At 61.9% G+C, this 24,720-nt stretch carries 24 protein-coding genes and 1 tRNA gene; 11 read left to right on the top strand and 14 right to left on the bottom strand.

All coding sequences use genetic code 11. The features are described 5' to 3' along the window. Positions 1-5: 5 nt before the first annotated feature. From rimO to NKH23_RS25270, 5 genes are all read right to left on the bottom strand, one after another. Positions 6-1,319 carry a 30S ribosomal protein S12 methylthiotransferase RimO gene (rimO, locus tag NKH23_RS25250; protein WP_352719482.1) on the bottom strand — a complete coding sequence of 438 codons (1,314 nt, stop codon included), beginning with the start codon at positions 1,317-1,319 and terminating at the stop codon, positions 6-8. Between the two features lie 151 nt (positions 1,320-1,470). After that, positions 1,471-2,130, bottom strand: coding sequence for a TerC family protein (locus tag NKH23_RS25255; protein WP_292653611.1), 660 nt, complete (start codon positions 2,128-2,130; stop codon positions 1,471-1,473). Positions 2,131-2,322: 192 nt separating this feature from the next. Further along, positions 2,323-2,730 carry a DUF930 domain-containing protein gene (locus NKH23_RS25260; RefSeq protein WP_352466186.1) on the bottom strand — a complete coding sequence of 136 codons (408 nt, stop codon included), beginning with the start codon at positions 2,728-2,730 and terminating at the stop codon, positions 2,323-2,325. Between the two features lie 212 nt (positions 2,731-2,942). Then, positions 2,943-3,173 (bottom strand): hypothetical protein, encoded by a 231-nt coding sequence (locus NKH23_RS25265; RefSeq protein WP_352977228.1) that lies wholly within the window; start codon positions 3,171-3,173, stop codon positions 2,943-2,945. Between the two features lie 73 nt (positions 3,174-3,246). Then, positions 3,247-3,336, bottom strand: a tRNA-Ser gene (locus NKH23_RS25270). A gap of 437 nt (positions 3,337-3,773) precedes the next feature. Here NKH23_RS25270 and NKH23_RS25275 point away from each other — a divergent pair. From NKH23_RS25275 to NKH23_RS25315, 9 genes are all read left to right on the top strand, one after another. Further along, the gene (locus NKH23_RS25275) at positions 3,774-4,529 is read left to right on the top strand and encodes a hypothetical protein (RefSeq protein ID WP_352977229.1); all 756 of its coding nucleotides are present in this window, start codon (positions 3,774-3,776) and stop codon (positions 4,527-4,529) included. 274 nt (positions 4,530-4,803) lie between these two features. After that, positions 4,804-6,027 (top strand): septal ring lytic transglycosylase RlpA family protein, encoded by a 1,224-nt coding sequence (locus tag NKH23_RS25280; protein WP_352977230.1) that lies wholly within the window; start codon positions 4,804-4,806, stop codon positions 6,025-6,027. A gap of 130 nt (positions 6,028-6,157) precedes the next feature. Beyond that, a complete protein-coding gene (locus NKH23_RS25285; RefSeq protein ID WP_352977249.1) occupies positions 6,158-7,288 on the top strand; it encodes a D-alanyl-D-alanine carboxypeptidase family protein in 1,131 nt (376 codons plus the stop codon). Between the two features lie 64 nt (positions 7,289-7,352). Next, positions 7,353-8,027 (top strand): dTMP kinase, encoded by a 675-nt coding sequence (gene tmk, locus NKH23_RS25290; protein ID WP_352977231.1) that lies wholly within the window; start codon positions 7,353-7,355, stop codon positions 8,025-8,027. Then, positions 8,024-9,079 carry a DNA polymerase III subunit delta' gene (locus tag NKH23_RS25295; RefSeq protein ID WP_353035532.1) on the top strand — a complete coding sequence of 352 codons (1,056 nt, stop codon included), beginning with the start codon at positions 8,024-8,026 and terminating at the stop codon, positions 9,077-9,079. The genes tmk and NKH23_RS25295 overlap by 4 nt, the downstream gene beginning before the upstream one ends. A 122-nt stretch (positions 9,080-9,201) precedes the next feature. Further along, a complete protein-coding gene (gene metG / locus NKH23_RS25300) occupies positions 9,202-10,788 on the top strand; it encodes a methionine--tRNA ligase (protein ID WP_352977250.1) in 1,587 nt (528 codons plus the stop codon). Next, on the top strand, positions 10,788-11,582 hold the full coding sequence (locus NKH23_RS25305) for a TatD family hydrolase (protein ID WP_352719487.1): 795 nt from the start codon (positions 10,788-10,790) through the stop codon (positions 11,580-11,582). The genes metG and NKH23_RS25305 overlap by 1 nt, the downstream gene beginning before the upstream one ends. Before the next feature lie 3 nt (positions 11,583-11,585). Then, positions 11,586-12,404: an MBL fold metallo-hydrolase gene (locus tag NKH23_RS25310; RefSeq protein ID WP_352719488.1), complete on the top strand. Its 819-nt coding sequence runs from the start codon at positions 11,586-11,588 to the stop codon at positions 12,402-12,404. Between the two features lie 204 nt (positions 12,405-12,608). After that, entirely contained in the window at positions 12,609-13,199 is a 591-nt protein-coding gene (locus tag NKH23_RS25315; RefSeq protein ID WP_352914698.1) for a hypothetical protein, read from the top strand. A gap of 102 nt (positions 13,200-13,301) precedes the next feature. Here NKH23_RS25315 and NKH23_RS25320 read toward each other — a convergent pair whose 3' ends face one another. The 4 genes from NKH23_RS25320 to NKH23_RS25335 are packed head-to-tail and all read right to left on the bottom strand — an operon-like array spanning position 13,302 to position 15,918. Then, positions 13,302-13,856, bottom strand: a complete 555-nt coding sequence (locus tag NKH23_RS25320) for a DUF2076 domain-containing protein (protein ID WP_352977240.1) — start codon at positions 13,854-13,856, stop codon at positions 13,302-13,304. A gap of 32 nt (positions 13,857-13,888) precedes the next feature. Beyond that, positions 13,889-14,590, bottom strand: a complete 702-nt coding sequence (locus tag NKH23_RS25325) for a Bax inhibitor-1/YccA family protein (protein ID WP_352914694.1) — start codon at positions 14,588-14,590, stop codon at positions 13,889-13,891. Positions 14,591-14,614: 24 nt separating this feature from the next. Then, on the bottom strand, positions 14,615-15,388 hold the full coding sequence (locus tag NKH23_RS25330) for an anti-sigma factor family protein (protein ID WP_352719492.1): 774 nt from the start codon (positions 15,386-15,388) through the stop codon (positions 14,615-14,617). Continuing rightward, positions 15,388-15,918, bottom strand: coding sequence for a sigma-70 family RNA polymerase sigma factor (locus NKH23_RS25335; RefSeq protein WP_502912372.1), 531 nt, complete (start codon positions 15,916-15,918; stop codon positions 15,388-15,390). Before NKH23_RS25335 ends, NKH23_RS25330 begins: the two co-directional genes overlap by 1 nt. 220 nt (positions 15,919-16,138) lie before the next feature. On the opposite strand from NKH23_RS25335, the gene NKH23_RS25340 reads away from it, so the two are divergent. Further along, on the top strand, positions 16,139-17,323 hold the full coding sequence (locus tag NKH23_RS25340; protein WP_352719494.1) for an amino acid aminotransferase: 1,185 nt from the start codon (positions 16,139-16,141) through the stop codon (positions 17,321-17,323). Positions 17,324-17,462: 139 nt separating this feature from the next. Continuing rightward, positions 17,463-18,287 carry a nucleoside triphosphate pyrophosphohydrolase gene (gene mazG, locus NKH23_RS25345; RefSeq protein WP_352719495.1) on the top strand — a complete coding sequence of 275 codons (825 nt, stop codon included), beginning with the start codon at positions 17,463-17,465 and terminating at the stop codon, positions 18,285-18,287. 6 nt (positions 18,288-18,293) lie between these two features. Here mazG and hflX read toward each other — a convergent pair whose 3' ends face one another. The 5 genes from hflX to NKH23_RS25370 form a co-directional block, all read right to left on the bottom strand. Then, a complete protein-coding gene (gene hflX / locus NKH23_RS25350; protein ID WP_353035537.1) occupies positions 18,294-19,685 on the bottom strand; it encodes a GTPase HflX in 1,392 nt (463 codons plus the stop codon). Beyond that, complete coding sequence (gene hfq / locus NKH23_RS25355; protein ID WP_006202172.1) at positions 19,686-19,931, bottom strand: RNA chaperone Hfq; 246 nt, start codon at positions 19,929-19,931, stop codon at positions 19,686-19,688. It abuts the gene before it with no gap. A 145-nt stretch (positions 19,932-20,076) separates the two neighbouring features. Next, on the bottom strand, positions 20,077-20,940 hold the full coding sequence (locus tag NKH23_RS25360) for a D-amino-acid transaminase (protein ID WP_352977242.1): 864 nt from the start codon (positions 20,938-20,940) through the stop codon (positions 20,077-20,079). 89 nt (positions 20,941-21,029) lie between these two features. Then, positions 21,030-22,391, bottom strand: coding sequence for a nitrogen assimilation response regulator NtrX (gene ntrX, locus NKH23_RS25365; protein WP_254817201.1), 1,362 nt, complete (start codon positions 22,389-22,391; stop codon positions 21,030-21,032). Further along, positions 22,381-24,666 carry a sensor histidine kinase NtrY-like gene (locus tag NKH23_RS25370; protein WP_352719498.1) on the bottom strand — a complete coding sequence of 762 codons (2,286 nt, stop codon included), beginning with the start codon at positions 24,664-24,666 and terminating at the stop codon, positions 22,381-22,383. Before NKH23_RS25370 ends, ntrX begins: the two co-directional genes overlap by 11 nt. Positions 24,667-24,720 lie beyond the last annotated feature (54 nt).

The raw sequence follows: 24,720 nt of genomic DNA on the forward strand, positions 1-24,720 counted from the left end.
TGATATCAGACCGCCGAGCCGTAGAGGTCGTAAGCGTCGGCGCGGTCGATCTTGACCGTGACGATGTCGCCGGCGCGCAGTGGCCGCCGCGACTGGATATGGACCGAACCGTCGATTTCGGGCGCGTCGTATTTGGTCCGGCCCTTGGCCGAATTGCCATGCGCCTCGTCGATCAGGACCGGCAGGCGCTTGCCGATTTTCTTGGTGAGCTGCGTTGCCGAAATCTTCTGCTGGCGCTGCATGAAGCGATGCCAGCGGGCTTCCTTGATCTCCTGCGGCACTTGCTCGAGGCCGAGCCCGTTGGAGAGGGCGCCTCTGACCGGCTCGTATTTGAAACAGCCGGCGCGGTCGATCCTGGCCTCGTCCAGCCAGTCGAGCAGCATCTCGAAATCGTCATCCGTCTCGCCGGGGAAGCCGACGATGAAGGTGGAGCGGATGGCAAGGTCCGGGCAGACTTCGCGCCAGCCGCGAATGCGCTCGAGCGTCTTTTCGCCATGAGCGGGCCGGCGCATGTTCTTCAGCACCTGCGGCGAGGCGTGCTGGAACGGAATGTCGAGATAGGGAAGGATCTTGCCTTCGGCCATCAGTGGGATGACGTCTGCGACATGCGGGTAGGGATAGACATAGTGCATGCGCACCCAGACACCGAGCTTGCCCAGTTCTTCCGATAGATCGAGGAATTTCGCCCGCACTTCGCGATCGCCGAACATGCTGGCCTGGTATTTGATGTCGATGCCGTAGGCGCTGGTATCCTGCGAGATGACGAGGATCTCCTTGACCCCCGCCTTGGCCAGCTTCTCGGCTTCGCGCAACACGTCGGCGGCCGGCCGCGATACGAGGTCGCCACGCAGCGCCGGTATGATGCAGAAGGTGCAGCGGTTGTTGCAACCTTCCGAAATCTTGAGATACGCATAGTGGCGCGGCGTGAGCTTGACGCCCTGCGGCGGCAAAAGGTCGATGTAGGGATCGTGGCTCGGCGGTGCTGCCTCATGCACCGCCGCCATCACGCTCTCATAAGCTTGCGGGCCGGTGATGGCGAGGACGTTGGGATGTCTTTCACGGATGACGTCCGGCTCGGCGCCGAGGCAGCCGGTGACGATGACTTTTCCATTCTCCGAAAGTGCCGAGCCGATAGCGTTGAGCGATTCGTCGCGGGCCGAATCGAGGAAGCCACAGGTGTTGACGACGACCAGGTCGGCACCGTCGTGCTTGCGGGCGATCTCGTAGCCTTCGGCGCGCAGGCGCGTGATGATGCGCTCCGAATCCACAAGGGCTTTCGGGCATCCAAGACTGACGAAACTAACGCGAGGGGCGGACATCAAAGCTTTCCGGATTTTCAGGATTGGCGGCGCAGTATCACACTTGTCGGGGCATTGGTATGGGCAGCGGCTGCGGCGAAACGCAACCGCCAGTGTCGCCGAAGGCTCGCCGAAGCTGAAAGGCCGGCCGATGCGAATTCGAGTCGACGCGTCAGCTCACCGCACTGCTGACATGCGGCAAGACCTCCACCGCGCCACGGTAGATCATGTCGAGTGCGACATAGAAGATGATCAAAAGGCCGATATAGGCGATCCAGCGATGGCGGTGCAGGAGCTTGGCGATGAAGCTCGCGGCAAGGCCCATCAGCGCGATCGACAGGACGAGGCCTATCACCAGCACCTGGAAGTGATCGCGCGCTGCGCCGGCGACCGCCAGCACGTTGTCGAGCGACATCGACACGTCGGCGATGACGATCTGCAATGCTGCCTGACCCAAGGTCTTCTTGCGCGCCTTGCCGGCCACCATATCATCGCTGTTGATATCGGAATTGGACAACGCTTCGGTCGCCTCCACCTCGTCGGCATCGGACGTGCGCAGCTCGCGATACATCTTCCAGCACACCCACAGCAGCAAGATACCGCCGGCCAGCAGCAGGCCGACAATCTGCAGCAGGGTGACGGTGATCGCGGCAAAACCGATACGCAGCACCGTCGCCGCCACCACGCCGATGAGAATCGCTCTCTTGCGCTGCTCGACCGGCAAGCCCGCCGCGGCCAGGCCGATGACGATGGCGTTATCGCCTGCAAGCACGAGATCGATGGCGATGACCTGGAGCAGGGCAGAGAAGCCCGCGGCAGTGAAAATTTCCATCGACTGGAAGTCCCTTGCTGGTTGGCCGACCGTTCGCGTCGAATGCCTGGAGGGCCCTAACGTGTATGGTTCCCGGGCGTCAAGGGACTGGTTGGAACAAGGTCGGCAAACCGCCCGTTATTGCGGCAATATACAGAGTTTGCGACGATCGGCCCGAAACACCGGCAAAATGCGGCCACGGGTCGCGAATGCCTAGTTATAGAGATTGTATTTGGGCCAGTCGCTTTCCGGAATTTCATCACCGATCCGGTAGCGGAGCTGCAGGACTTCCATATGGTCCGGCGCTGTCTCGCATTTGAATTTCAGCCGGTACCATTGTCCTTTGCTACGAAACGCAGCACCCGGGCTCTTGATCGCATCGGCGCCCATTTCGGGCGTCGCAAAAGCGTAGGCGACGACACGATCGGCTTTGTATTTGTGGTCGTCGCGGGTAATCCGGTCGAGAATTTCGGCGTCGCATCGCTGCTCCAGCCGGGTTTGCGGATCGAGTTTCAGCAGGCCGGCGCGCAATGCGCTGTCCATCGCGCTGGCCGGCCAAGCCAGTATCATCCATGCGAGAACCGCAGAAAATAGTTTATTCATAGGCGGGAGAAGCATCATATTCGGGCGGAGAAATCAACCCGACGAAGCGCCAGCCGCCGGTCTGTCCGTGCTTGGCGCGGCGGGTGACAGTTTTCGCTTTGCGGCAGGTTGTTGATACCGTGAAAGAAGTGTTCGGTCGTTGAGCACCGCCACTCCGAATGATGGCGGGCACCGCTCGCCATCATCCATGCATTCGATAGTATTCATTCCCGATTGGGGATCAGGAGCGGCTACTTCATTCCGGCCAGTGCATTCACGTCGCCGCAGAACTCCGCGTAAGGCTTGCTCTGGGCCGCATCTTGGCATTCTCTCATCATCATGTTGCGCTGGGCTTTCGGCATGACCATGAAGACAACCTTGAATTCCGGCATCGGCTTCAGCGTTTTCATGCTGCTGTCGGTGTAGAATGGCCGGATGTTGTCGACCACATCGAGTGCGCCGGCGAATGCGGTGGCGCCCATGGCGGGCGGTGGTCCGCCTTGCGCCCGGAAACTCGACGTCGTGCGCGCAGGAACGAAGAAATTGGCTTCAAAATGGCGGAGGGAGTGGGATTCGAACCCACGGTGGGCTTGCACCCACGCCGGTTTTCAAGACCGGTGCCTTAAACCGCTCGGCCATCCCTCCAAGGTGATTTTTCAATCACTTAGGATATCGCGAGAGGAGCGGGTTCGAGCAATCGGTACCGGATTGGCACCAGGACGTTCCCCGACCGGTTCGCGCTTCATTCCTCTAAAGCCGCATTCAACACCAAGTCAACCGTGGCGGCCGCAGCTTTCGGCGCGATCCAGGACGGTGAGCAGCGTCATGGCGAGCTGTGTTTGTGCTGGGTGTGGAAAATCGTTTTTAAAACCCGCACGGACTATTAATCGTTGCGCGCTGATATGTTGGGCGCATTAGGCACATGTAAGTAAAATCGTATTCTGGAGTTGATTTTGGCCGTACTTGGCGCTCTCCCGCCCGGTCTCCGCTGTAGACCAATCCGCGAAACCGACTGGGAGGGGGTGGTCGATTGCCTGTGCAGAGGCTTTCCGGCGCGTAACCGGAGTTACTGGATCCAGGCTTTGACCCGTTTGTCGCAGCGGCCTGCGATTGCCGAGTTCCCACAATATGGCTTTGCTTTGGAGCATGCCGGTCGGATCGTCGGCGTTGTGCTCACCCTTTATGCTCGCTACCAAGGGTCGGAGAGCGAGGAAATCCGCTGCAATCTTTCAAGCTGGTCAGTCGATGCAGAATTCCGTCCCTATGGTGCCATGTTGGTTGCGGCGGTTCTCAAGCGGAAGGACGTGACCTACACGAACATTTCGCCGGCACAAGCGACGTTGAAAGCCAACCGGGCGCTTGGCTTTCGGCTCTTCTCCAGTGGACAATTTACCTTCTTGCCGGCTTTAAGTTCGGCGCAGCGGTCAAGTCGCGTGCTCGAAGTGCGTCCCGGTCTTCCGGAATTGGCGATGCTGCCCGAGAGTGAGAGATACATACTCTCGGAACACGTCGCGCTGGGCTGCCTGTCGTTGATCTGCATTTGCGACGGAGCAGCGTTCCCCCTGGTGTTGATGCCGCGCCGAATGTTGCACGGTGTTGTCCGGTGCCATCAGGTCATCTATTGCCGCTCGCTCGCAGATTTGAGCCGTTGCGCCGGTGCGATGGGGCGCTTTCTCTTGCGAAGCGGAATCCTGGTTTGCTTTGTCGACGCCAAGGAGCCGATTCCAGGTTTGGTGGGATGGTACCGGCCCAACAAGGGGCTGAAATACTTCAAGGGTCCCAGACCACCCGCACCTGGAGATCTGACGTTCACCGAGCTTGTGATCTTCGGTCCCTGAATCTGCGCTGGCAGCCAGGCCAAGGCAAGGGCAAAGCGCAGCAATGAATGGCGCTGCTGATCGACAAGCGATGATTTTGATGCCGATCGGCGAGACGGTCCGTGCCACAATCTCGCCCGGTTCCGACCACAATCGGTTAATACGGTGATAAACAATTCCTGCGCACAAAAAGGATTGGGGTAGGGCGTCGCCGGCGTTTCTGGAGTGGGTGCTTTGGCATCGCTGATGTTTATGCTGCGGTGCCTTCGTCGATGCTATAGGGGACAATCAAAATATGCAGACCACGGCGCGCCCGCGTCTTCGTCGCGCTTCCGCTTTCGCGCTGTTTGCCTTGTCGGCAGCCTTTCTTGCGGCATGTGCCGGGCCGCAGCAAAAGGCGATGGTCAACAAGAAACCTCGCTCCAAGGAATATTTTTCCGAAGCCGAGTATGGCGTGAAAGCCAGCCCGCGCGTGATGTTCAAGACGTCTCGGGGACGCGACCAGCTCGGCAAGCCCTATCAGGTGCGCGGCAAGTGGTATTATCCGAAGGAAGACAAACGTTACGCCAAGGTTGGTCTCGCGTCCTGGTACGGTGAGGCGTTCCACGGCCGGTTGACCGCCAACGGCGAAGTCTACGACATGGCAGATCTGACGGCGGCGCATCCGACCATGCCGCTGCCGAGTTATGCGCGTGTCACCAACGTGAAGACCGGCAGCTCGGTGATCGTGCGCGTCAACGATCGCGGACCCTACCATGATGGACGCATCATCGATGTGTCGAAGCGCGCTGCTGAAATGCTCGATTACGCCAATATCGGTACGGCCGAGGTGAAGGTCGAATATGTCGGCCGTGCGCCGCTCGAAGGCAATGACGGGCAGTATCTTATGGCTTCGTATCGTCCAGGCAACAGGGCGCCGGATCCGTCGGACGGCCTGCCCAGCGGTGTCATGGTCGCCATGAATGGGCCGTCGCCAAGCCTGCCGGTGAGCGCTGCTGCCGTGCCATTCCCCGGTCAGCTGACGAATTCCGGGCAGGGATCCGATGCAGGGCCTGCCATGGCGGTGCAAGCATCAGCGTCGGGAGACATCGTACTGCCCGACTTCGGCCCGATCGTGCCGGAGCGTCCGGAGATCAACTTGCCGGCGCAATCGCCATTCACCGTGGCGTCGCTGTCTTACGCCGACGAGCGCGGGCAGCGCGCCTCCAACGCGTTTGCCGGGCTGGATGGCACAGGCATGTCGCCCGCCGAGCTTCTTCAATCGTGGAAGCGGCAAGCTCCTCCAGCTGGGTCGCCCACAGCCTATGTCGCGGCGGGTTCGTTCGAGAATGCCGCCGAAGCCGAGCGGGTGGCGGCGCAGCTTTCCAGCTTCGGCAAGATCGAGATCCAGCGCTCCGAACTCGACGGCAAGGGCTGGTACTCGGTTAACCTCTATGCCGACGGCCGCGGCAGCCTGGACGAGATGCTGCAGGCAGCGTGGTCGCATGGTGCGCCGGACGCGCTTGCTGTACGCAACTGACCTCGGGCTGCCTGGTTTTTTCGTGCGCGATTGATCCGCCAGGCAAAAGCCTGATAGCTTCTGCCAACTTGCAAAAGCGCCGGCTCACTGGTCGAACCTGATGAAATTTTTCCACCCTTTCACCGGGCTTATGACGCTCGGCCTGCTGCTGCTCTCGCTTGTGCCGGCCTCGGCACAGCTTTTCGAGACCAAGGCCGCGCAGGCCTTCATGATCGATGCCGAAACCGGCACGGTGCTGATTTCCAAGGACGCGGACAGGTTGATCCCGCCGGCCTCGCTGGCCAAACTGATGACGATGGAGGTGGTCTTCGACGCCATCAAATCGGGGCGCATGACGCTCGACGACACCTTCGTGGTCAGCGAGAACGCCTGGCGCAAAGGCGGCGCTCCTTCGGGGACATCGACGATGTTCGCGAAACTCAAGTCGACGATCCGGCTGGAAGACCTGATCAAGGGCGTGACCGTGCAGGCGGCCAATGACGGCTGCATTGTCATCGCTGAAGGAATGGCCGGGTCCGAGGCAAACTTCGCGGCGCAGATGACCGAGCGTGCCCGCCAGATCGGCTTGCAAAAATCGACTTTCGTCAATGCCACCGGTCTGCCGGCCGATGGGCAGCAAACGAGCGTTCGCGAACTCGCGCTTCTGGCCCTGCATATCTGGCGCAACTACCCGGATTTCTACCGCTATTACGGCCAGAAGGATTTTGCCTGGAACAAGATTTCCCAGAGGAACCGCAATCCGCTGCTGGCCATGGACATAGGCGCCGACGGGCTCGCGGTCGGCGCCAGCGAGCAATCCGGCTTCGGCATCGTCGGCTCGGTCAGCCACAATGGCACAAGGGTGATCGCGGCGATGAGCGGCCTGGCAAACGACCGCGAGCGTGCTGAGGAAGCGCGAAAGCTGCTCGACTGGGGCGTTCGCTCCTTCGAGAAGACTGAAATATTCGCCAAGGACGAAGTGGTTGGCGAAGCCCAGGTCTTTGGCGGCGCCAAGTCCGGTGTCGCGCTAAAGGCAAAAGGACCGGTGCAGATCTTCCTGCCGATCACCAACCGCGACAAGCTCACCGCCAGGATCGTCTATGACGGACCGGTTGCCGCGCCGGTGGAGGAGGGGCAGCCGGTGGGTGCGCTGCGCGTCTGGATCGGCGATACGCTGAGCCAGGAAACGCCGCTGTTTGCCGCCGAGTCGATCGGTGTCGGCTCGCTGCCGCAGCGCGCGCTCGACGCCGCCAAGGAACTGGCCGTCGGCTGGCTGCGTTAGCACCGTCGCGGTGGACCTTTTTTCCCGCGGGGACTATACGGTCCCCGAAGTATGGACAAAGGCTTTGGCGCGCGGATTTTTCATCACTTTTGAAGGCGGCGAAGGAGCAGGCAAGTCGACGCAGATCGAGCGGCTGGCAAGGAAGATGCGCGCCAAGAAATACGATGTGCTGGTGACGCGTGAGCCGGGTGGCTCGCCGGGCGCGGAGGCGGTCAGACATGTCCTGCTTTCAGGCGCAGCCGAGCCGTTCGGCCCCAAGATGGAAGCGCTGCTTTTCGCCGCCGCGCGTTCCGACCATGTCGAACAGGTCATCCGGCCGGCAGTCGAGCGCGGCTCGGTCGTGCTTTGCGACCGCTTCATCGATTCTTCGCGCGTCTACCAGGGCGTCACCGGCGGCCTCGACCCGGCATTCATGGACGCATTGGAGAAGGTCGCCATCAATGGCATGGTGCCGGACATGACACTGATCTTCGACATCGACCCCGCCGAGGGCCTGAGGCGCGCTACCGCCCGGCGGGGCAGCACTGACGGACCGGACCGCTTCGAGAAGGAAACATTGGCCATCCACCAACGTCGGCGCGAGGCGTTTCTCGCGATCGCCGCAGCTGAACCCGAACGCTGCGTCGTCGTCGATGCGTCAGCCGACCTAGATGCGGTGGAGCATGTCGTTACCGCCACGGTCTTCACGGCTCTCGAGAGGATGATGCCGGCGCAAAGAAGGCAGGCGGCGCCGGCATGATTTTCGAACGCATCGCGCCCGAACAGCACGACACGCTGGACGGAGTGCCCGAGCCATCCGAGACGCCGCGTCTTGTCGGTCACCTGCAGGCGGCCAACATGCTCGCCACTGCTTATCGCTCGGGAAAGCTACCGCACGCACTGATCTTTGCCGGACCGGTTGGCATCGGCAAGGCGACGCTGGCCTTTCACCTGGCGCATCATCTGTTGAAGCACCCGGCCTTCGAGCAGGCGCCGGAAAGCCTTGCCGTTCCAGATCCGGCTTCGTCGCTGTTTCGCCAGATCGCCACCGGGGCACATCCTTCGGCGCTGCATCTTACACGCCCCGCGAACGACAAGACCAAGAGCTTCAAGACGGTGGTCACGGTCGACGAAATCCGCAAGGTCAGCCGTTTTCTGTCGCTGACCTCGCACGACGGCAGCTACCGGGTGGTTATCGTCGATCCCGCCGACGACATGAACACCAATGCTGCCAATGCCTTGCTGAAGAATCTTGAAGAGCCACCCGCGCGCACCTTGTTCATCCTCATCGTCCATGCGCCGGGCAGTCTGCTGCCGACGATCCGGTCGCGCTGCCAGATGGTGCGGTTGGCGCCGCTCGATGCCGAGAGCTTGATGACGGTTCTGGAGGGCATCGAGCCGCCGCCACCGGAGGATCCTGCGGCGCGCGCGGCGCTGGCGCAGCGGGCAGGGGGCAGCGCGCGCAATGCGATCCTGTTGACGCAGTATGGCGGGCTTGAAATCGCCGCCACCCTCGACGCTCTGGTGATGTCCAAGAAGATAGATGTCGCAGGCGCCTACCGTCTTGCCGAGGCGGTCGCCGGCCGCGACCAGGCGATCCCGTTCGAGATATTCAATCGCCGCGCGCTTGATCTGCTGTCGGCCGGCGCCAGCCAGGCCGCGCTCGCCGGCGATCTCGCGCGGGCCAAAACGCTATCGGATACTTGGCACGAGGCTTTGAACGCTATATCTGAAACCGAGACCTACAATCTCGACAAAAAGCAGCACGCCCTGACCATGATCGACCGCCTGAATTCTGCAATGCGAATGTGACGGCCGCTGGCGTGGCTTTGAAGCCCCTGAGTATTGATTCCCAATCAATCGCAGGAACTTCGAAAGCCACCACATTGGCGTCGGATGGCAATTGCCGTTTCGATGCGATATCTCACCGCGACATCTTTCATTCAGACATTCATGACGGCTCATCCATGGCACGCGAAAAATACTACGTCACGACGCCGATTTTCTATCCGAACGGCAAGCCGCATATCGGCCATGCCTACAATGTCATCGCCAGCGACACACTGGCCCGCTTTCAGCGGCTCGATGGCAAGGACGTCTTCTTCGTCTCGGGAACCGACGAGCACGGTTTGAAGATGCAGCAGACGGCGGACGCCGAAGGCCTAACGCCGAAAGCGCTTGCCGATCGCAACTCGGCGATCTTCCGCTCGATGCTCGAAGCGACTGGTTGCTCGAACGACGTTTTCATCCGCACCACCGAAGAGCGTCATTACAAGGCCTGCCAGGCGATCTGGACGCGCATGGCTGAGAATGGCGACATCTACCTCGACCGCTACAGCGGCTGGTATTCGGTGCGGCAGGAAGCCTATTTCGACGAGGCCGAAACCAAGGTCGGTGACGACGGCGTGCGCCGCGAACCGCTCGGCTCGCCTGTCGAATGGACCGAGGAAGAGAGCTATTTCTTCCGCCTTTCCGCCTATCAGGACAGACTGCTCGCGCTCTACGAGAACAGCCCCGAATTCGTCGGACCGGCGGAGCGGCGCAATGAAATCATCAGCTTTGTCAAATCCGGCCTGAAGGATCTGTCGATCTCGCGCACCACATTCAAATGGGGCGTGCCGGTGCCCGGCGATGAGAAGCATGTGATGTATGTCTGGGTCGATGCCCTAACCAACTACATCACCGCGGCCGGTTATCCGGATCCGGCCAATGAGAGATGGTCTTTCTGGCCGGCGAACGTCCACGTCATCGGCAAGGACATCATCCGCTTCCACGCGGTCTACTGGCCGGCATTCCTGATGTCGGCCGGCATCGAATTGCCGAAGCGCGTGTTCGCGCATGGTTTTCTGTTCAACCGTGGCGAGAAAATGTCGAAGTCGGTCGGCAATGTCGTCGACCCGTTCGCGATGATCGAGCACTACGGCCTCGACCAGGTGCGCTATTTCTTCATGCGCGAAGTGCCGTTCGGCCAGGACGGCAGCTACAGCCATGAGGCAATCGTCAACCGCACCAATGCCGACCTCGCCAACGATCTCGGCAATCTGGCGCAGCGCTCGCTGTCGATGATCGCCAAGAACTGCGGCGGCGCGGTGCCTAAGCGCGGCGAATTGAGTAATGCCGACAAAGCGATCCTCGATCAGGCAGATACCGCCCTTGTCACGGCGCGCAGGACGATGGCCGACCAGGGCATCCACCTTGCTCTGGCGGCGATCTTTGGCGTGGTGGCCGAAGCCAACCGCTATTTCGCTGGGCAGGAGCCATGGGCGCTGAAGAAGACCGATCCGGCGCGCATGGAAACGGTGCTGTGGACGACCGCTGAGGTGATCCGGCGTGTCGGGTTGCTGTGCCAGCCCTTCATTCCGCAGTCGGCGGCAAAGCTGCTAGACCTTTTGGCGGTGCCGGCCAGCAGCCGTAATTTCGAGCATGTCGCGGAAGGCCATGCGCTGGTATCCGGCACGGCGCTGCCGGCGCCGGAACCGGTATTTCCACGTTATGTCGAGCAAACGGATACAAGCGCCTGATGCTGGTCGACAGTCACTGCCATCTCGACTTTCCGGATTTCGCCGAAGAGCGGGCGGCCATCGTCGCCCGCGCCCTTACGGCCGGCATCGGCCGAATGGTGACGATCTCGACGAGAGTGAAGCGATTTAGCCAAGTGCTTGAGATTGCCGAGACTTTCGATGAGGTCTATTGCTCGGTGGGCACCCATCCGCACAATGCGGCTGAAGAGCTTGATGTGACTGTCGATGACCTGGTGCGGCTGTCCGCTCATCGAAAAGTGGTGGCGATCGGCGAGGCCGGGCTCGATTATTTCTACGATCATGCGCCGCGCGATGCACAGGCACAGGGATTTCGCACACACATCGCCGCGGCGCGCGTGACCGGTCTGCCGCTGGTCATCCATTCGCGCGACGCCGACGATGACATGGCTGATATCCTCGAAGAAGAAACAGGGAAGGGCGCCTTCCCCTTCATCCTGCACTGTTTTTCGTCCGGACGCAGGCTGGCCGAGATCGGTGTGGCGCTCGGCGGCTACGTTTCCTTTTCCGGCATCCTGACCTTCAAGAACTCCGCCGAGTTGCGCGCCGTCGCCGCCGATGTGCCGCGCGACCGTCTGCTGGTCGAAACCGACGCGCCATACCTTGCGCCGATACCGTTTCGCGGCAAGCGCAATGAGCCTGCCTACGTCGCGCATACAGCCAAGATACTGGCCGAGACGATCGGCGTCCGCGAGGCCGAGATCGCTGGTATCACCACGGATAATTTCTTCCGGCTATTCAGGAAAATGCCGCGCCCGAGCGCGCCGGGCGCCTGACGCATGAGCGACCGGTTGCGTCTTACCGTCCTCGGCTGCGGCTCATCGCCGGGCACGCCACGCATCACCGGCGACTGGGGCAATTGCGATCCCGCGAACCCCCGGAACCGGCGCACGCGCACCGCAGCGCTTGTCGAGCGGATCGCGGCGAATGGCGCCCGGACCACGGTCGTCATCGACACCGGCCCGGATTTCCGCGAGCAGATGCTGCTGGCATCGGTCAAGCGCATCGATGCGGTGGTCTATACACATCCGCATGCCGACCATATCCACGGTATAGACGATTTGCGCGGCTTCGTGCTCGAGCAGCGCCACCGGATCGACATCCATGCCGATCAGGCCACCATGCTGCGCCTACGCGAGGCGTTCCGCTACTGTTTCGAAACACCGAAAGGCAGTTCGTATCCGCCGATCGTCGACGCCCATATCATCGACCACCACAGGCCGGTGGTGATCGAAGGCGAGGGCGGCGCCCTCACCCTCGAACCGCTGCTGCAGCTCCATGGCGACATCACCTCGCTGGGTTTCCGCATCGGCGGGCTGGCTTATTGCCCTGACGTCAGCGACTTTCCGGACGCGACGGCCGAGCGTTTGCGCGGGCTGGACATGCTCGTCATCGACGCGCTGCAATACACCGTCCACCCGAGCCATCTGTCGCTTGGCCAGGCGCTTGGCTGGATCGAAAGACTAGCGCCGAAGAACGCGGTGCTGACGCATATGCATGTTCCGCTCGACTACGCCACGGTAATGGCCCAGACGCCGGCCAACGTCGAGCCTGCTTATGACGGCATGACGATCGAAATCCCTTACGAATCAGCGTGAAGGACCAAGTTTTTACGGCTGGGTTCCCGGGTTGGATCTCGCGAGGTGCTATCTTCACGCCACATCCAACCGGCCACGCCAGTTCCATAATCTATCTTATGCGACTAAAGCCTATAGCATCCGTTGGCGGCGAGATCAGACCGGTCACTCTTAGACATTCGCTATAGCGCTGAGGAGGCAACGGGCATGCTAGGGTTGCGAATCATGAAGACACTCCCGCTGCTTGCAAGTCTTGCCCTCACCCTCGCGTGCGCGCTCACGGGCGCGCGAGCGCAGGACCTTGATCGTGCGCTAGGCGAGAACGACCTGGCTTTCGCCAAACGTGTTGTTGGGTTCGCCGACAATGCTGATCCGCACACCACAGCCGTGAGCTGGAACGGCCTCCAGACACTCTTTGTCGATTACCAGACCGCTGAGGACTATCCGGAACGCCCGCTCGTCGCGCTGCAACGGCTAGCTGACAACAGGTATCGTGCAATCCAGGTCACGCTCGGTGAACAAGAGGGCGACACACCGGACATAGCGCTCGGCCTCGCCAACGCCGACCACGACCCGGCAAAGGAACTGATCGTGATACTTTCCTGGGCTCAGATCCACTACGATGTCGAAGGGACGCTCTACGAAGTTCGCATCTTCGATGATCCCAAGCCGGGCCAGAAGGCGCTGACTCAATTGAAAGCGAGCCGGAAGTTCGATGCCACATGCGACTGCCATTGGCGCGATGGCACAACGAAGCGCTTCCGCTTCAAGACCATCGCGGCGGTCAAGACTGAACTGAAGCGCCTGGGCTATTAGCCGCCGGCGGGGGCTCGCTTCCCGGATGTTGCCCTCGCCACCTCGCCTATGCTGACCGGCAATCGTCACCAGCGCCAGCACCGGCACAGGCTGGGTCGCTCGTCAGAACTCCATATCACCGAAGTCACCGCCATTGTTGGAGCTGGCATCGCCTGCCTGATCGGCTTCGTCCGGCTGCGGCGTCGGCTGTTCGGCTGCCTTGGCTTCGCTGCCACCAAACATGCCGGCGATCGCGTTGCCGAGCAGCACGCCGCCCGCCACGCCCATCGCGGTCTGCGCGGCGCCGGCAAGGAACCCGCCGCCTGCCCGCTGTGGTGTGTCCTGCGGCCCTTCAGTTGCGACGGAGGCGGTGCGCCCTACCCGCGGAACCGAGCCTGAGCGCCTGCCGCCGCTGCGGCCGAAGAAGCCGCTCAGCGGTCCACCGCCGGCCGGCTGCTGCGCCTCCTCTTCCAGTTCTTCGATGCGCGCCTGAGCTGCGTTCAGGGCCTGCTCCTGCATCACAATCGTCTGGGCCATGTAATATGGCGCCCCAGGCTGCTGGGTGATCTGGTCCTGGATGAAGCGCTCTGCTTCGGCATCGCGCGGCGGCGCCTGGCGCTCGACGCTTGCCAACTTCTCGAAGAGCTGTCCGATCGCCTGTTGATCGTTTCTGTCCATGATATCCAACTCCGGTCGTGGTCCGACGTCGGCTATTCGCGCTCGCCGGAGAAGTTCAACAGCAGTTGGAAGATGTTGATGAAGTTCAGATAGAGCGAGAATGCACCGAAGACAGCGAGCTTCTGCTGTGATTCCGCACCGAAGTTTTCCGCATACTGCTCCTTGATAGTCTGGGTATCCCAGGCGGTGAGGCCGATGAAGACGGCGATGCCGATCACCGAGATCGCGAACTGGAGCGCGGTCGAGCCCAGGAAGATATTGACGATGATGGCGATCACCACGCCGATCAGGCCCATGATCAGGAACGACGAGAACTGCGTCAGGTCGCGTTTGGTCGTGTAGCCGTAAAGGCTGGTCGCGCCGAACATGGTGGCGGCGATAAAGAAGGTGCGTGCGATGCTGGTGCCGGTAAAGACTAGGAACACGGAAGCCAGCGACAGGCCCATGACGGCGCAGAATGCCCAAAACATCGCCTGGGCGCCGGCTGCCGACATCGTCTGCATCCGAAACGAGAACAAGAGCACAAAGGCCAGCGGGGCAAGCATCACCACCCATTTCAGTGGGGTGGAGAAGATCGGCACGTAAAGGGCGGGCGTGGAAGCCACCACGAACGCGATCACGCCCGTGACGACGAGGCCAAGGCCCATGTAGTTATAGACGCGCAGCATGTGCCGGCGCAGGCCTTCGTCGTAGACGGCTCCGGCTCGGGCCCCGATATATCCGAGATTGTTCATGTGGTTCTCCTTCTTGAAGGTCGATCAGTAAAGCGTTTTGGCGAGCGCTTCGGCCGTGCGATCGAGACCGCCGACATCGCTGCGTCCGACGACCGCGTAGGCGACCTCGCCGATCTGGAAATAGGCCGAGGAAACTTCGCCCGAGAGAACGACAGTCGGTTTGACGACATCGAATGTTCCGGGTCGGATGGCGAACAGCGAGACCAGCCCCATCTCTTTTGTCTCGACGGCCATCTCGACGCTCGGGCCGAATTGCGATGGATAGATCTGCACGTCACGGACCGTCCAGTCCGCTGGCAGCGATGGCATCACGATCGCAGTCGCGGCGCGGATTTCGTCGGCGTTGTAGCCGGGTGCTTCGGGTTGCGACGACATCGCCTCGCGCACGAGCGTCGTGCGGTGCGCCCGGACCGCGTCCTCCACATAGGCCGGCGGATGGGTCGAAGCGACGACTTCCGTCACCGATATCGGTCCGATGAGCCCGTTCGCAAGCCAGCCGGCAGCGACGAAGACGGCGACTGCCGCCGCTCTCTGCAAAGCACCAAGGACGCGGCCGCGCGCCAATCCCCGTTCCAGCCGCCGTGCGGCATCGGCCGTCGCGGGCCGCGCCATGCCTTTCGATCCGGCAAGCGCCACGCGCAATTCGTCACGCATCCGTAAGTCGGACATCACCCGCGCGGCCGCTTCCGGGCGGGCCGAAAGGAACGCCTCGACCTCGATGCGACGAGCCACGTCCAGCTGATCGTCGACATAGGCGTCGAGATCGGTGTCGGTCACGGGATCGCGCAGTTGGTTCATCATCGACCTCCGACGATCTTCAGATGGCCTTTCGCGCGTGCCGGCACCGCGTCCTCCATCTCGCGCAGGGCCGCACGCGCCCTGCCGATGCGCGAGATCAGCGTCCCCAGCGGCACGCCGCTGACCTCGGCAGCCTCGCTGTAGCTAAGTCCCTCGATGGCGACGAGATGCAGCGCGCAACGTTGCTCTTCCGGCAATCTGAAAAAAGCGTCGCGCACCTGCGCCAGACGGACCGAATGTTCCTGCGGAGCCCGGACATTCGCCTCGGCGAGATAGCCGGCCTGTTCGATGCGCATTGCTTCCGATTTGCGGGATCGCAATCCGTCGATGAACGCGTTGTGGACGATCGACAGCAGCCATACGCGAAGGTTTCCGCCGGAGCGGAAGCTGCCGCGTCGCTCATAGGCACGCACCAGCGCATCATGCACCAGATCCTCTGCATCGGCGCTGTCGCGTGTCAGCGAGCGTGTATAGCGGCGCAGCGAACCGAGCTGTCCCAGAATATCGAAGCGTGGCATCGGCCGTTTCATGTCCTGTTTACGGAGCAGGTCGTGATTTTAATCCCGCTTTCCCCGAATTTATCTTGGGCGGCTCGCCGCGCTCTCTCCTGGGAGATATCGCGCCTGCCCTCGCGCGGCAGATAGTATTGGCCGCCCTCGAGGCAAACCCGACGCCGAGTTGGCGCATATGAAACTGCTGGCAAAGCACGGCTGGTTTGCGTATCACTCCGCCGCCAACGGAACCTTATCGATGTTCGAAAATCTCCAGCCCGCGCCTGCCGACAAGATCCTTGCCTTGATCGGCCTCTATCGCGCTGATCCGCGTCCCGACAAGGTCGATCTTGGGGTGGGCGTCTACAAGGATCGCGAGGGCAAGACGCCGGTGATGCGCGCGGTGCGCGAAGCCGAAAAGCGGCTGCTGCAAGGCCAGGATACCAAGACCTATCTCGGCCTTGCCGGCGATACCGCCTTCAACGCGGCGATGGCCAGGTTGGTGTTCGGCCCAACCGCCGACATGACGCGCATTCGTGCGGCGCAAGCCCCCGGCGGCTCCGGCGCGCTGCGGCTGGTGGCAGAGCTGCTGAAAAGGACCCGCCCCGACGCGACGGTCTGGCTGTCGGATCCGACCTGGCCGAACCACATGCCGGTGTTGCGCGCCGCTGGCCTGCAGATACGCGAATATCCCTATTTCGACGCTGCTTCTGGTGCGGTTCGCTTCGACGACATGCTGAATGCATTGAGAGCCGCGAATCCTGGCGACGTCGTATTGTTGCATGGCTGTTGCCATAACCCGACAGGCGCCAATCTAGACATCTCGCAATGGGCTGCCATTGCAGATCTTGTCGTTGAGCGCGGCCTGCTGCCCTTTGTCGACATCGCCTATCAGGGCTTTGGCGAGGGGCTTGATGCGGATGCCGCCGGCTTGCGCATGCTAGCGGCAAAAGTTCCGGAAATGGTGGTTGCCTCGAGCTGCTCGAAGAACTTTGCCGTCTATCGCGACCGCGTCGGTGCAGCGCTGATCATGGCGAAAGACGGCGCGCAGGCGGATTTGGCGATGGGCCAGATGCTGTCGGCGGCGCGCGCCATGTATTCGATGCCGCCGGACCACGGCGCGGCGGCGGTGCGCATCGTGCTTGAAGACCCCGCATTGCGTTCCGACTGGGAGGCAGAGCTTGAAGAGATGCGGCTGCGCATGCTGCGGCTGCGCGTCCAGTTCGCCGAGGCGCTGCGGCGGCAGTCCAACTCCGACCGTTTCGATTTCGTCGCCAGCCATCGCGGCATGTTTTCCCGGCTTGGCCTGTCGGAAGCGCAAGTCGAGCGGCTGCGCGCCGAGCATGGCATCTACATGGTCGGCGACAGCCGCATCAACGTTGCGGGCCTGCCCGAGGACAGCATGGATGCGCTCGCCAAGGCGATCGTCTCCGTGCTCGACTGACACTTTTGCTAACTAGGATCTTTTTTCGGAAACCGGCTTCCACTTTCGTATCATGGTCTGGCCGCCCATCTGTGGACAAGGCGCCCTCACCGGCTGAAGCCGTTGGCCGCACAGCCGTGTACAGGATAGCGTTCGCCTGATGAAACCCTCGAAAGACATTTCCCGGCTGATCGAGATCATGGCCGCGCTACGAGCACCGGAAACCGGCTGCCCGTGGGATATCGAGCAGGATTTTTCGACAATCGCGCCATACACGATCGAGGAAGCCTACGAAGTGGCGGACGCCATCGCGCGCGGCGACCTGGACGATCTGCGCGATGAACTCGGCGATCTCCTGCTGCAAGTGGTCTACCACGCGCAAATGGCCGAGGAGGCCGGCGAATTTTCATTCGGTGACGTGGTCAAGGCCATCACCACAAAAATGATCCGCCGCCACCCGCATGTTTTCGGCGACGAAAAGGCGCGCAGCGCCGGCATGGCCAAGGGCATGTGGGAAAAGATCAAGGCAGAGGAAAAGGCGGAGAAGCGCAGTGCGCGCCTCGCCCGTGGGCTCGACCCGGAAGACCATGGCAAGGGCTTTCTCGACAGCGTGCCGGTCGCCCTACCCGCGCTGACCCGGGCGCTCAAACTGCAGGAAAAGGCCGCCCGCGTCGGCTTCGACTGGAGCGAGGCGGCACCGATCCTGGAAAAGATTGAGGAGGAGATCGGCGAGTTGCGCGAAGCGCTGGCCAACGGCGACAGCGCGCCGATCAAGGACGAGTTCGGCGACATGCTGTTTGCGGTCGTCAATCTCGGCCGGCACCTCAAAATTGATTCCGAAGCGGCACTCAGCGGCACCAACGAAAAATTCCGGTCGCGCTTCCACTATGTCGAGCAGGCGCTGCAAGCGTCGGGAAACAGCCTCGAAGAGGCGACGCTGGACGAGATGGAAGCGCTCTGGCAGCAGGCAAAAAGCGCGAAGTAAACGCCCCTACCCGTTGTTTTGACGACGCAATCGGCTTTCAATCTCTTGCCGAGCGCTGTGCGTGGCCTTGAGCGCGATGGTCACGCTGCCATCCTCATTGTCATCACGCGAGACGATGTCGCCGTTGCGGTAAAGCCAGTCGACGACGCCGAGTTGGTCGGGCTTGAGCGTGACAGTGAACGTCTCCAGTTCGCCCGACATCATCGTCTCGATGATCGCCTTCAGCGCATCGATGCCCTCGCCGGTTACCGCCGATATGGCGATCGGCGGTGCCTTCTTGCCGTCAGCACCATCGGCAAGCAGCCGCGCCTGGTTGCCTTCGTCGAGCCGGTCGATCTTGTTCCACACTTCGATGACGCGCTTGCTGTCGCGGGCATCGACGCCGAGATCGGCAAGGATGCGCTCGACATCTTCGGCCTGCGCGGCCGTATCGGGATCGGAGATGTCGCGCAGGTGAATGACGAGGTCTGCCTCGACCACTTCCTCCAGCGTCGCCCTGAAGGCCGCGACCAGATGCGTTGGCAGGTCGGAAATGAAGCCGACCGTGTCGGAAAGGATGATCGGCGTTCCGTGCAGCAGGCGCACGCGGCGCAGCGTCGGGTCGAGCGTGGCAAACAGCATGTCTTCCGCCAGCACCCCTGCTCCGGTCAGCCGGTTGAACAGCGTCGACTTGCCGGCGTTGGTGTAGCCGACGATCGCCACCACCGGAAACGGCACCTTCTTGCGCTTGGCGCGGTGCAGGTCGCGGGTGCGGCGCACGGTTTCGAGCTCGTGCTTCAGCTTGGTGATCTTGTCCTGCAGCACACGCCGATCCGACTCGATCTGGGTCTCGCCAGGGCCGCCGAGAAAACCGGCGCCGCCGCGCTGGCGCTCGAGGTGGGTCCAGCTCCGCACAAGGCGGCCCTTCTGGTAGTTGAGATGGGCAAGGTCGACCTGCAGCGTGCCTTCCTTGGTGCGGGCGCGCTCGCCGAAAATCTCCAGGATCAGCCCGGTGCGGTCGAGCACCTTGGCGTTCAACTCTTTTTCGAGGTTGCGCTGCTGTACCGGGGTCAGCGGATGATCGACAATGACCACTTCCGCGTGGCCCTCTTTGACGATCTCGGCGAACTCCGCGACCTTGCCGCTGCCGAGCAAGGTCGCCGGACGTGGATCGTTGACGGTCACCACCGCCGTGTGGACCAGGTCAAGGTCGATGGCGCTGGCGAGGCCGACCGCCTCGTCGCGACGGGCCTCGGCAGAACGGGTCAGGCGCGGGCGATTGGTATCGTCGTCGCCACGCGGCTGCCGGGTAAGCACCGGCACGATGACCACCGCCCGGGTCGGACCGTTGGCCTCTGTCCCGGTCTGGTGTGCTGGTTTTCCGCGAACGCTGCGGTCCGCGTCTTTCTCGCGTGCCAATCAGGCGCCCTGGCTTTCCTCACCATCGAACATCTGAACCGGCTGGCTCGGCATGATCGTGGAAATAGCGTGCTTGTAGACAAGCTGGGAATGGCCGTCGCGACGCAGCAGAACGCAGAAATTGTCGAACGAAGTGACCACGCCGGTCAGCTTCACGCCGTTGATGAGAAAGATGGTGAGTGGGTTTTTGCTCTTGCGAACTGAATTCAGGAACAGGTCCTGAAGATTTTGCGATCGTTCCGCCATTGTTCTTGTCTTTCGCCGATCCCCTTCGGTTTGCAGGCCAATGCGCCAAATTAGCCGGCACATGTCAAGCACGCAAACACCATCTTGCCGTCAGTAACGACAAGCAGAACGAGATATATTGATGTTCATTCCATCTGTGCGGTTATCAGGCTGGACTTTTTTCCGCAACGTCAAAAAAGGCCTGCCGTAATGAAACTGTTATCGAGCCCGGGTGGCCGTTGGAGACGGGAGCGCCATCGATCGCCACCACCGGCATGGCGATCGTGGTGGCGGAGCTGATGAAAACCTCACGCGCGGCCTTGGCTTCGGCAACCGAAAAGCCGCGCTCTTCGATCTTCAGGCCGAGCTTGGCGGCGACATCGAACAGCGTCGTGCGGGTGATGCCACGCAGGATGCCGTGCTCGGCGGGGCGCGTCACCAGCACGCCGTCCCTGGTGATGATCCAGGCATTCGACGATCCACCTTCCTTGACGGTGCCGTCGACATCGACGAACCAGGCCTCCTGAGCGCCGGCTTCCTTGGCTTTCTGCTTGGCCAGCACGTTCGGCAACAGGCCGACCGACTTGATATCGACCCTATCCCAGCGGTTCTCCGGCACCGTGATAACCCGGATCCCGCTCTCGGCCCGCCTCACGGCAGCTGCAGGATCGGCTTTTTTGGCGGTCACCACCAGCGACGGCTTCGTGCCCGCCGGCGGGAAGAAAAACTCGCGGCTGGCGACACCGCGTGTCACCTGGACATAGACCAGGCCGTCGACGACATGGTTGCGGCGCACCACCTCGCGCATGACGAGCGGCAGCACGCCGCGCGTGATCGGCCAATCGATCGAGAGTTCGGTAAGTGAGCGGTTCAATCGGGCGAGATGGCGCGGCATGTCGACGATGAAGCCTCGTGCCACCTCGCAGACCTCGTAGACGCCGTCGGCGAATTGATAGCCACGGTCCTCGATGTGCACGGAAGCTTCGGCGTGAGCGACGTAGCGCCCGTTCACATAGGCAATGCGCGACATGGCTAATCCCTGGAAGAAGTCCCAGCTTTCTTATGCGATTCCAAGACGGCCGTAACGGATAATTGCGTGGGCCACGACTGGTGTGGCTATCAGACGCCCAGCGACTTCAGCTTGCGGTGCAATGCAGAGCGTTCCATGCCGATAAACTCTGCTGTCTTCGAGATGTTGCCGCCAAAACGGTTGATCTGGGCGATCAGATAGTCCTTCTCGAATTGTTCGCGCGCTTCCCGCAGCGGCAGCGCCATTATGTGCTGATCGGATTTGTTTGGAGTGCGCGGCATGACGTCGCCGATCTCGGCAGGCAGGAGATCGGCGGTGATCGGCGCATCGACATCGTCGCCGCGCGCCAGGATCATCAGCCGCTCGACATTGTTTCGCAACTGCCGAACGTTGCCCGGCCAGTTGTGCGCCTGCAATACCGCCAGCGCGTCGTCGCCGATGCGGCGCGGCTTGATGCCGGCCTGGCGAGCGATCTGCTTCATGAAATTGTCGACCAGATAAGGAATGTCCTCGCGACGCTCGGCCAGTCCCGGCACCATGACCGGAACCACGGCCAGGCGATGATAAAGGTCTTCGCGGAAACGGCCGTCGGCGATCATGGCTTCCAGGTTCTGCGAGGTCGACGAGATGATGCGCACGTCGACCTTGACCCGCTTGGTGCCCCCTACCCGCTCGAACTGCTGTTCGACCAGCACGCGCAGGATCTTGTTCTGCGTCTCGCGCGGCATGTCGGCCACTTCATCTATGTAGAGAATGCCGCGATGGGCCTCCTCCAGCGCACCGACCTTGCGTTCGACGCCATTCGATTCGGTGCCGAACAGCTCGATCTCCATACGCTCCGGGGTGATGTTGGCGGCGCTCAGCGTCACAAACGGTGCACTCTTGCGCGCCGAGAGCGCGTGGATGGCGCGCGCGGCCAGTTCCTTGCCCGAGCCGGAGGGGCCAATGATCATGACGCGGCTGTTGGTCGGCGCGACGCGCTCGATGGTCTGGCGCAATTGGCTCATTGCCGACGACATGCCGATGAGGTCGAAAGTCTCGCCGCTGCGCAGCTTGAGATCCGAAACCTCGCGTCTCAATTTGGAGGTTTCGAGCGCCCGTTCGGCAATGAGGATCAGCCTGTCGGCCTTGAATGGCTTTTCGATGAAATCATAGGCGCCGCGGCGGATGGCCGAAACTGCCGTTTCGATATTGCCGTGGCCCGAGATCATCACCACCGGCAGGTTCGGGTGCATCGTCTTGATCTCGTCCAGCAAGGCCAGGCCATCGAGCCGCGAGCCCTGCAGCCAGATGTCGAGGAAGATCAGCCTGGGTGCCCGGTCGGCGACCGCCGCCAGCGCGCTGTCGGCATCAAACGCCGTGCGTGTTTCGTGACCTTCGTCGCTCAGGATACCGGCGACGAGTTCGCGGATGTCTTCCTCGTCATCGACGATGAGAATATCAGACGCCATTACCGACCTTTTCAGTTTCTTTTTCGTGTTCCGTCTTGCCCTCGCCGCGTATCGGAACGGTGGCGGCAACCGGCAGGATGATGCTGATCATTGCGCCCCGCCCATCGTGGAAGTCCGCTGGTGCATCGTGCAATTCGAGTCGCCCGCCATGGTCCTCCACGATCTTCTTGACGATAGCGAGGCCAAGCCCGGTGCCTTTCTCGCGTGTCGTCATGTAAGGCTCGAGCAAGCGCTGCCGGTTTTCGCGGGGCAAGCCCCTGCCGTTGTCGATGACGTCGATTCGAATCGCGCCATTCTGACGCCCGGCTTGAATCCGGATTATGCCGTGCGGACGATCCTCTGCATCAAGTCCGTCGATTGCTTCGGCAGCATTCTTGATGACGTTGCCGAACGCCTGCGCCATCAGGCGGCTGTCGAACGTGCCTTTGAGCGGGTCGTTGCCGAAGACGCGCTCGAAGGTGATGTCGGCGCGGCTCACTTCGACCAAGAACGAGGCCTCGCGCAACGAATCGCGCAGATCGATTGCCTTCATTTCCGGTTTCGGCATGCGGGCGAACGCCGAGAACTCGTCGACCATGCGGCCGATGTCCTCCACTTGCCGGATGATGGTGTCGGTGCATTGATCGAAAACCTCACGGTCCTCGGTGATGACCTTGCCGTAGCGGCGCTTGATGCGCTCGGCCGAAAGCTGGATCGGCGTCAGCGGGTTCTTGATCTCGTGGGCAATGCGCCGCGCCACGTCGGCCCATGCGGAGGAACGCTGTGCCTGGACCAGATCGGTAATGTCGTCGACTGTCACGACATAGGATTTATCCTCCGAACCGTCGTCGCCGGCTTCGATCGTGATCTGCACGTTGAAGGTTCGTTCAGTGCCGGCACGATAGAAGGTGACCTGTTCGCGATAGACCGGCCTGCCCGACTTGCGGCCGATCTCGAAGACGCGGCCGACATGCGGCAGCACGGCGGAAAGGTTCTGCCCAAGCGCTGCCGTGGCGGATATGGCCAGCATCGTTTCGGCCGAACGGTTGACGATGGTGACGATGCCATATGGATCGACGCCGATGACCCCGGCGGTGACGCCGGCAAGCACCGCCTCCGAAAAGCGCCGCCGTTCATCGATCAGATCCTTGGCCGACAGGATCTCGTTGCGCTGCGATTTCAATTCCATCAGCATCTTGTTGAATGTGTCGCCGAGCGAGGCCACGTCGCCATCGGAGGGGCGGACAGGCACGGCCACGTCGAGATTGCCGGTGGCGACCTCATCGGCCGCGCCGATGAGTTGACGAATCGGCCGCACCAAGCGGTCGGCCACCGCAATGCCAGTCCAGATGGCGGACAGGATGATGATCAGCGTCAGCGACAGATAGGGAAGCGCGAAAGCCACTTGCGAGGTGCGGCGGTTGTCTTCGAGACCTCGATATTCGGCGGTGTTGGATTTGACGATCTGCCGTGCCTTGATCACCTCGGGATCGACGAGGCGGATGGTGTAGAGATAGAGGCCGTCGATCTCGCGCAGCTTGACGATGGCACCCATGATGTTGCGGGTGCGCGGTTCTATCAGCACCGGCTTGCCGTCGGCAGCGCTTGCCACGGCGCCCTCAGGCGGCTCCGGCATGGCAAAGTCCGCGTCGGTCTTGGCGCTCATGACGAAGGAACCATCGGGCTTGATGAGTGCTGCGTGCGCCAGCGAGCGTCCCACCGCCTCCTTGTTCATGAGGTCGAGGAAACCGGTACGATCGAGGCCGTAGAGCGTGCGCGAAGCGTCGAGGTCGTAAGCCATCGACAACGTCGTGCCCTGAAGATTTCGTGCGTTTTCCTGCACATAGGCGTCGGCGATCGACAACGACGAATTGACGATCGTCTTGGTGCGGATCTCGAACCAGCGGTCGAGGCCGATGTCGAGCGTGATCGACGCGATGATCGCCACCATGATCGCGGGAATGGCGGCGACCAGTGCAAACATCGCAACGATGCGCACATGCAGGCGCGACGCAGCCTTGCCGTGCCGGCGTGCCATCAGAATGCGATGCACCTCGCGGCCGACCAGCAAGATCAGAAACAGGACGAACGCCGCATTAAGCGCAATCAGCGCCAGCGTCGTCCTCGCGTCGGGCGTGATCGGCGTCGCGCCAACCAGAATGGCGAAGGAGATCGCCGCCGTCACCAGCGCACCGGCAACGGCGATCACACCGGGCAGCGCAAGCAGCCGGCGACCGTCTCGCGCGCCGGTATTGCTGAAAAGCGGTTTACTCAGTGTCGGTGCGTGCAGGGCCATGTCGCCGTCTAGAGCCAGTGATTGCGTCGGATGTATGCAACGCATTGTGGCGAT

This window comes from Mesorhizobium sp. M1328, from assembly GCF_040318075.1.
Taxonomy (GTDB): Bacteria; Pseudomonadota; Alphaproteobacteria; order Rhizobiales; family Rhizobiaceae; genus Mesorhizobium.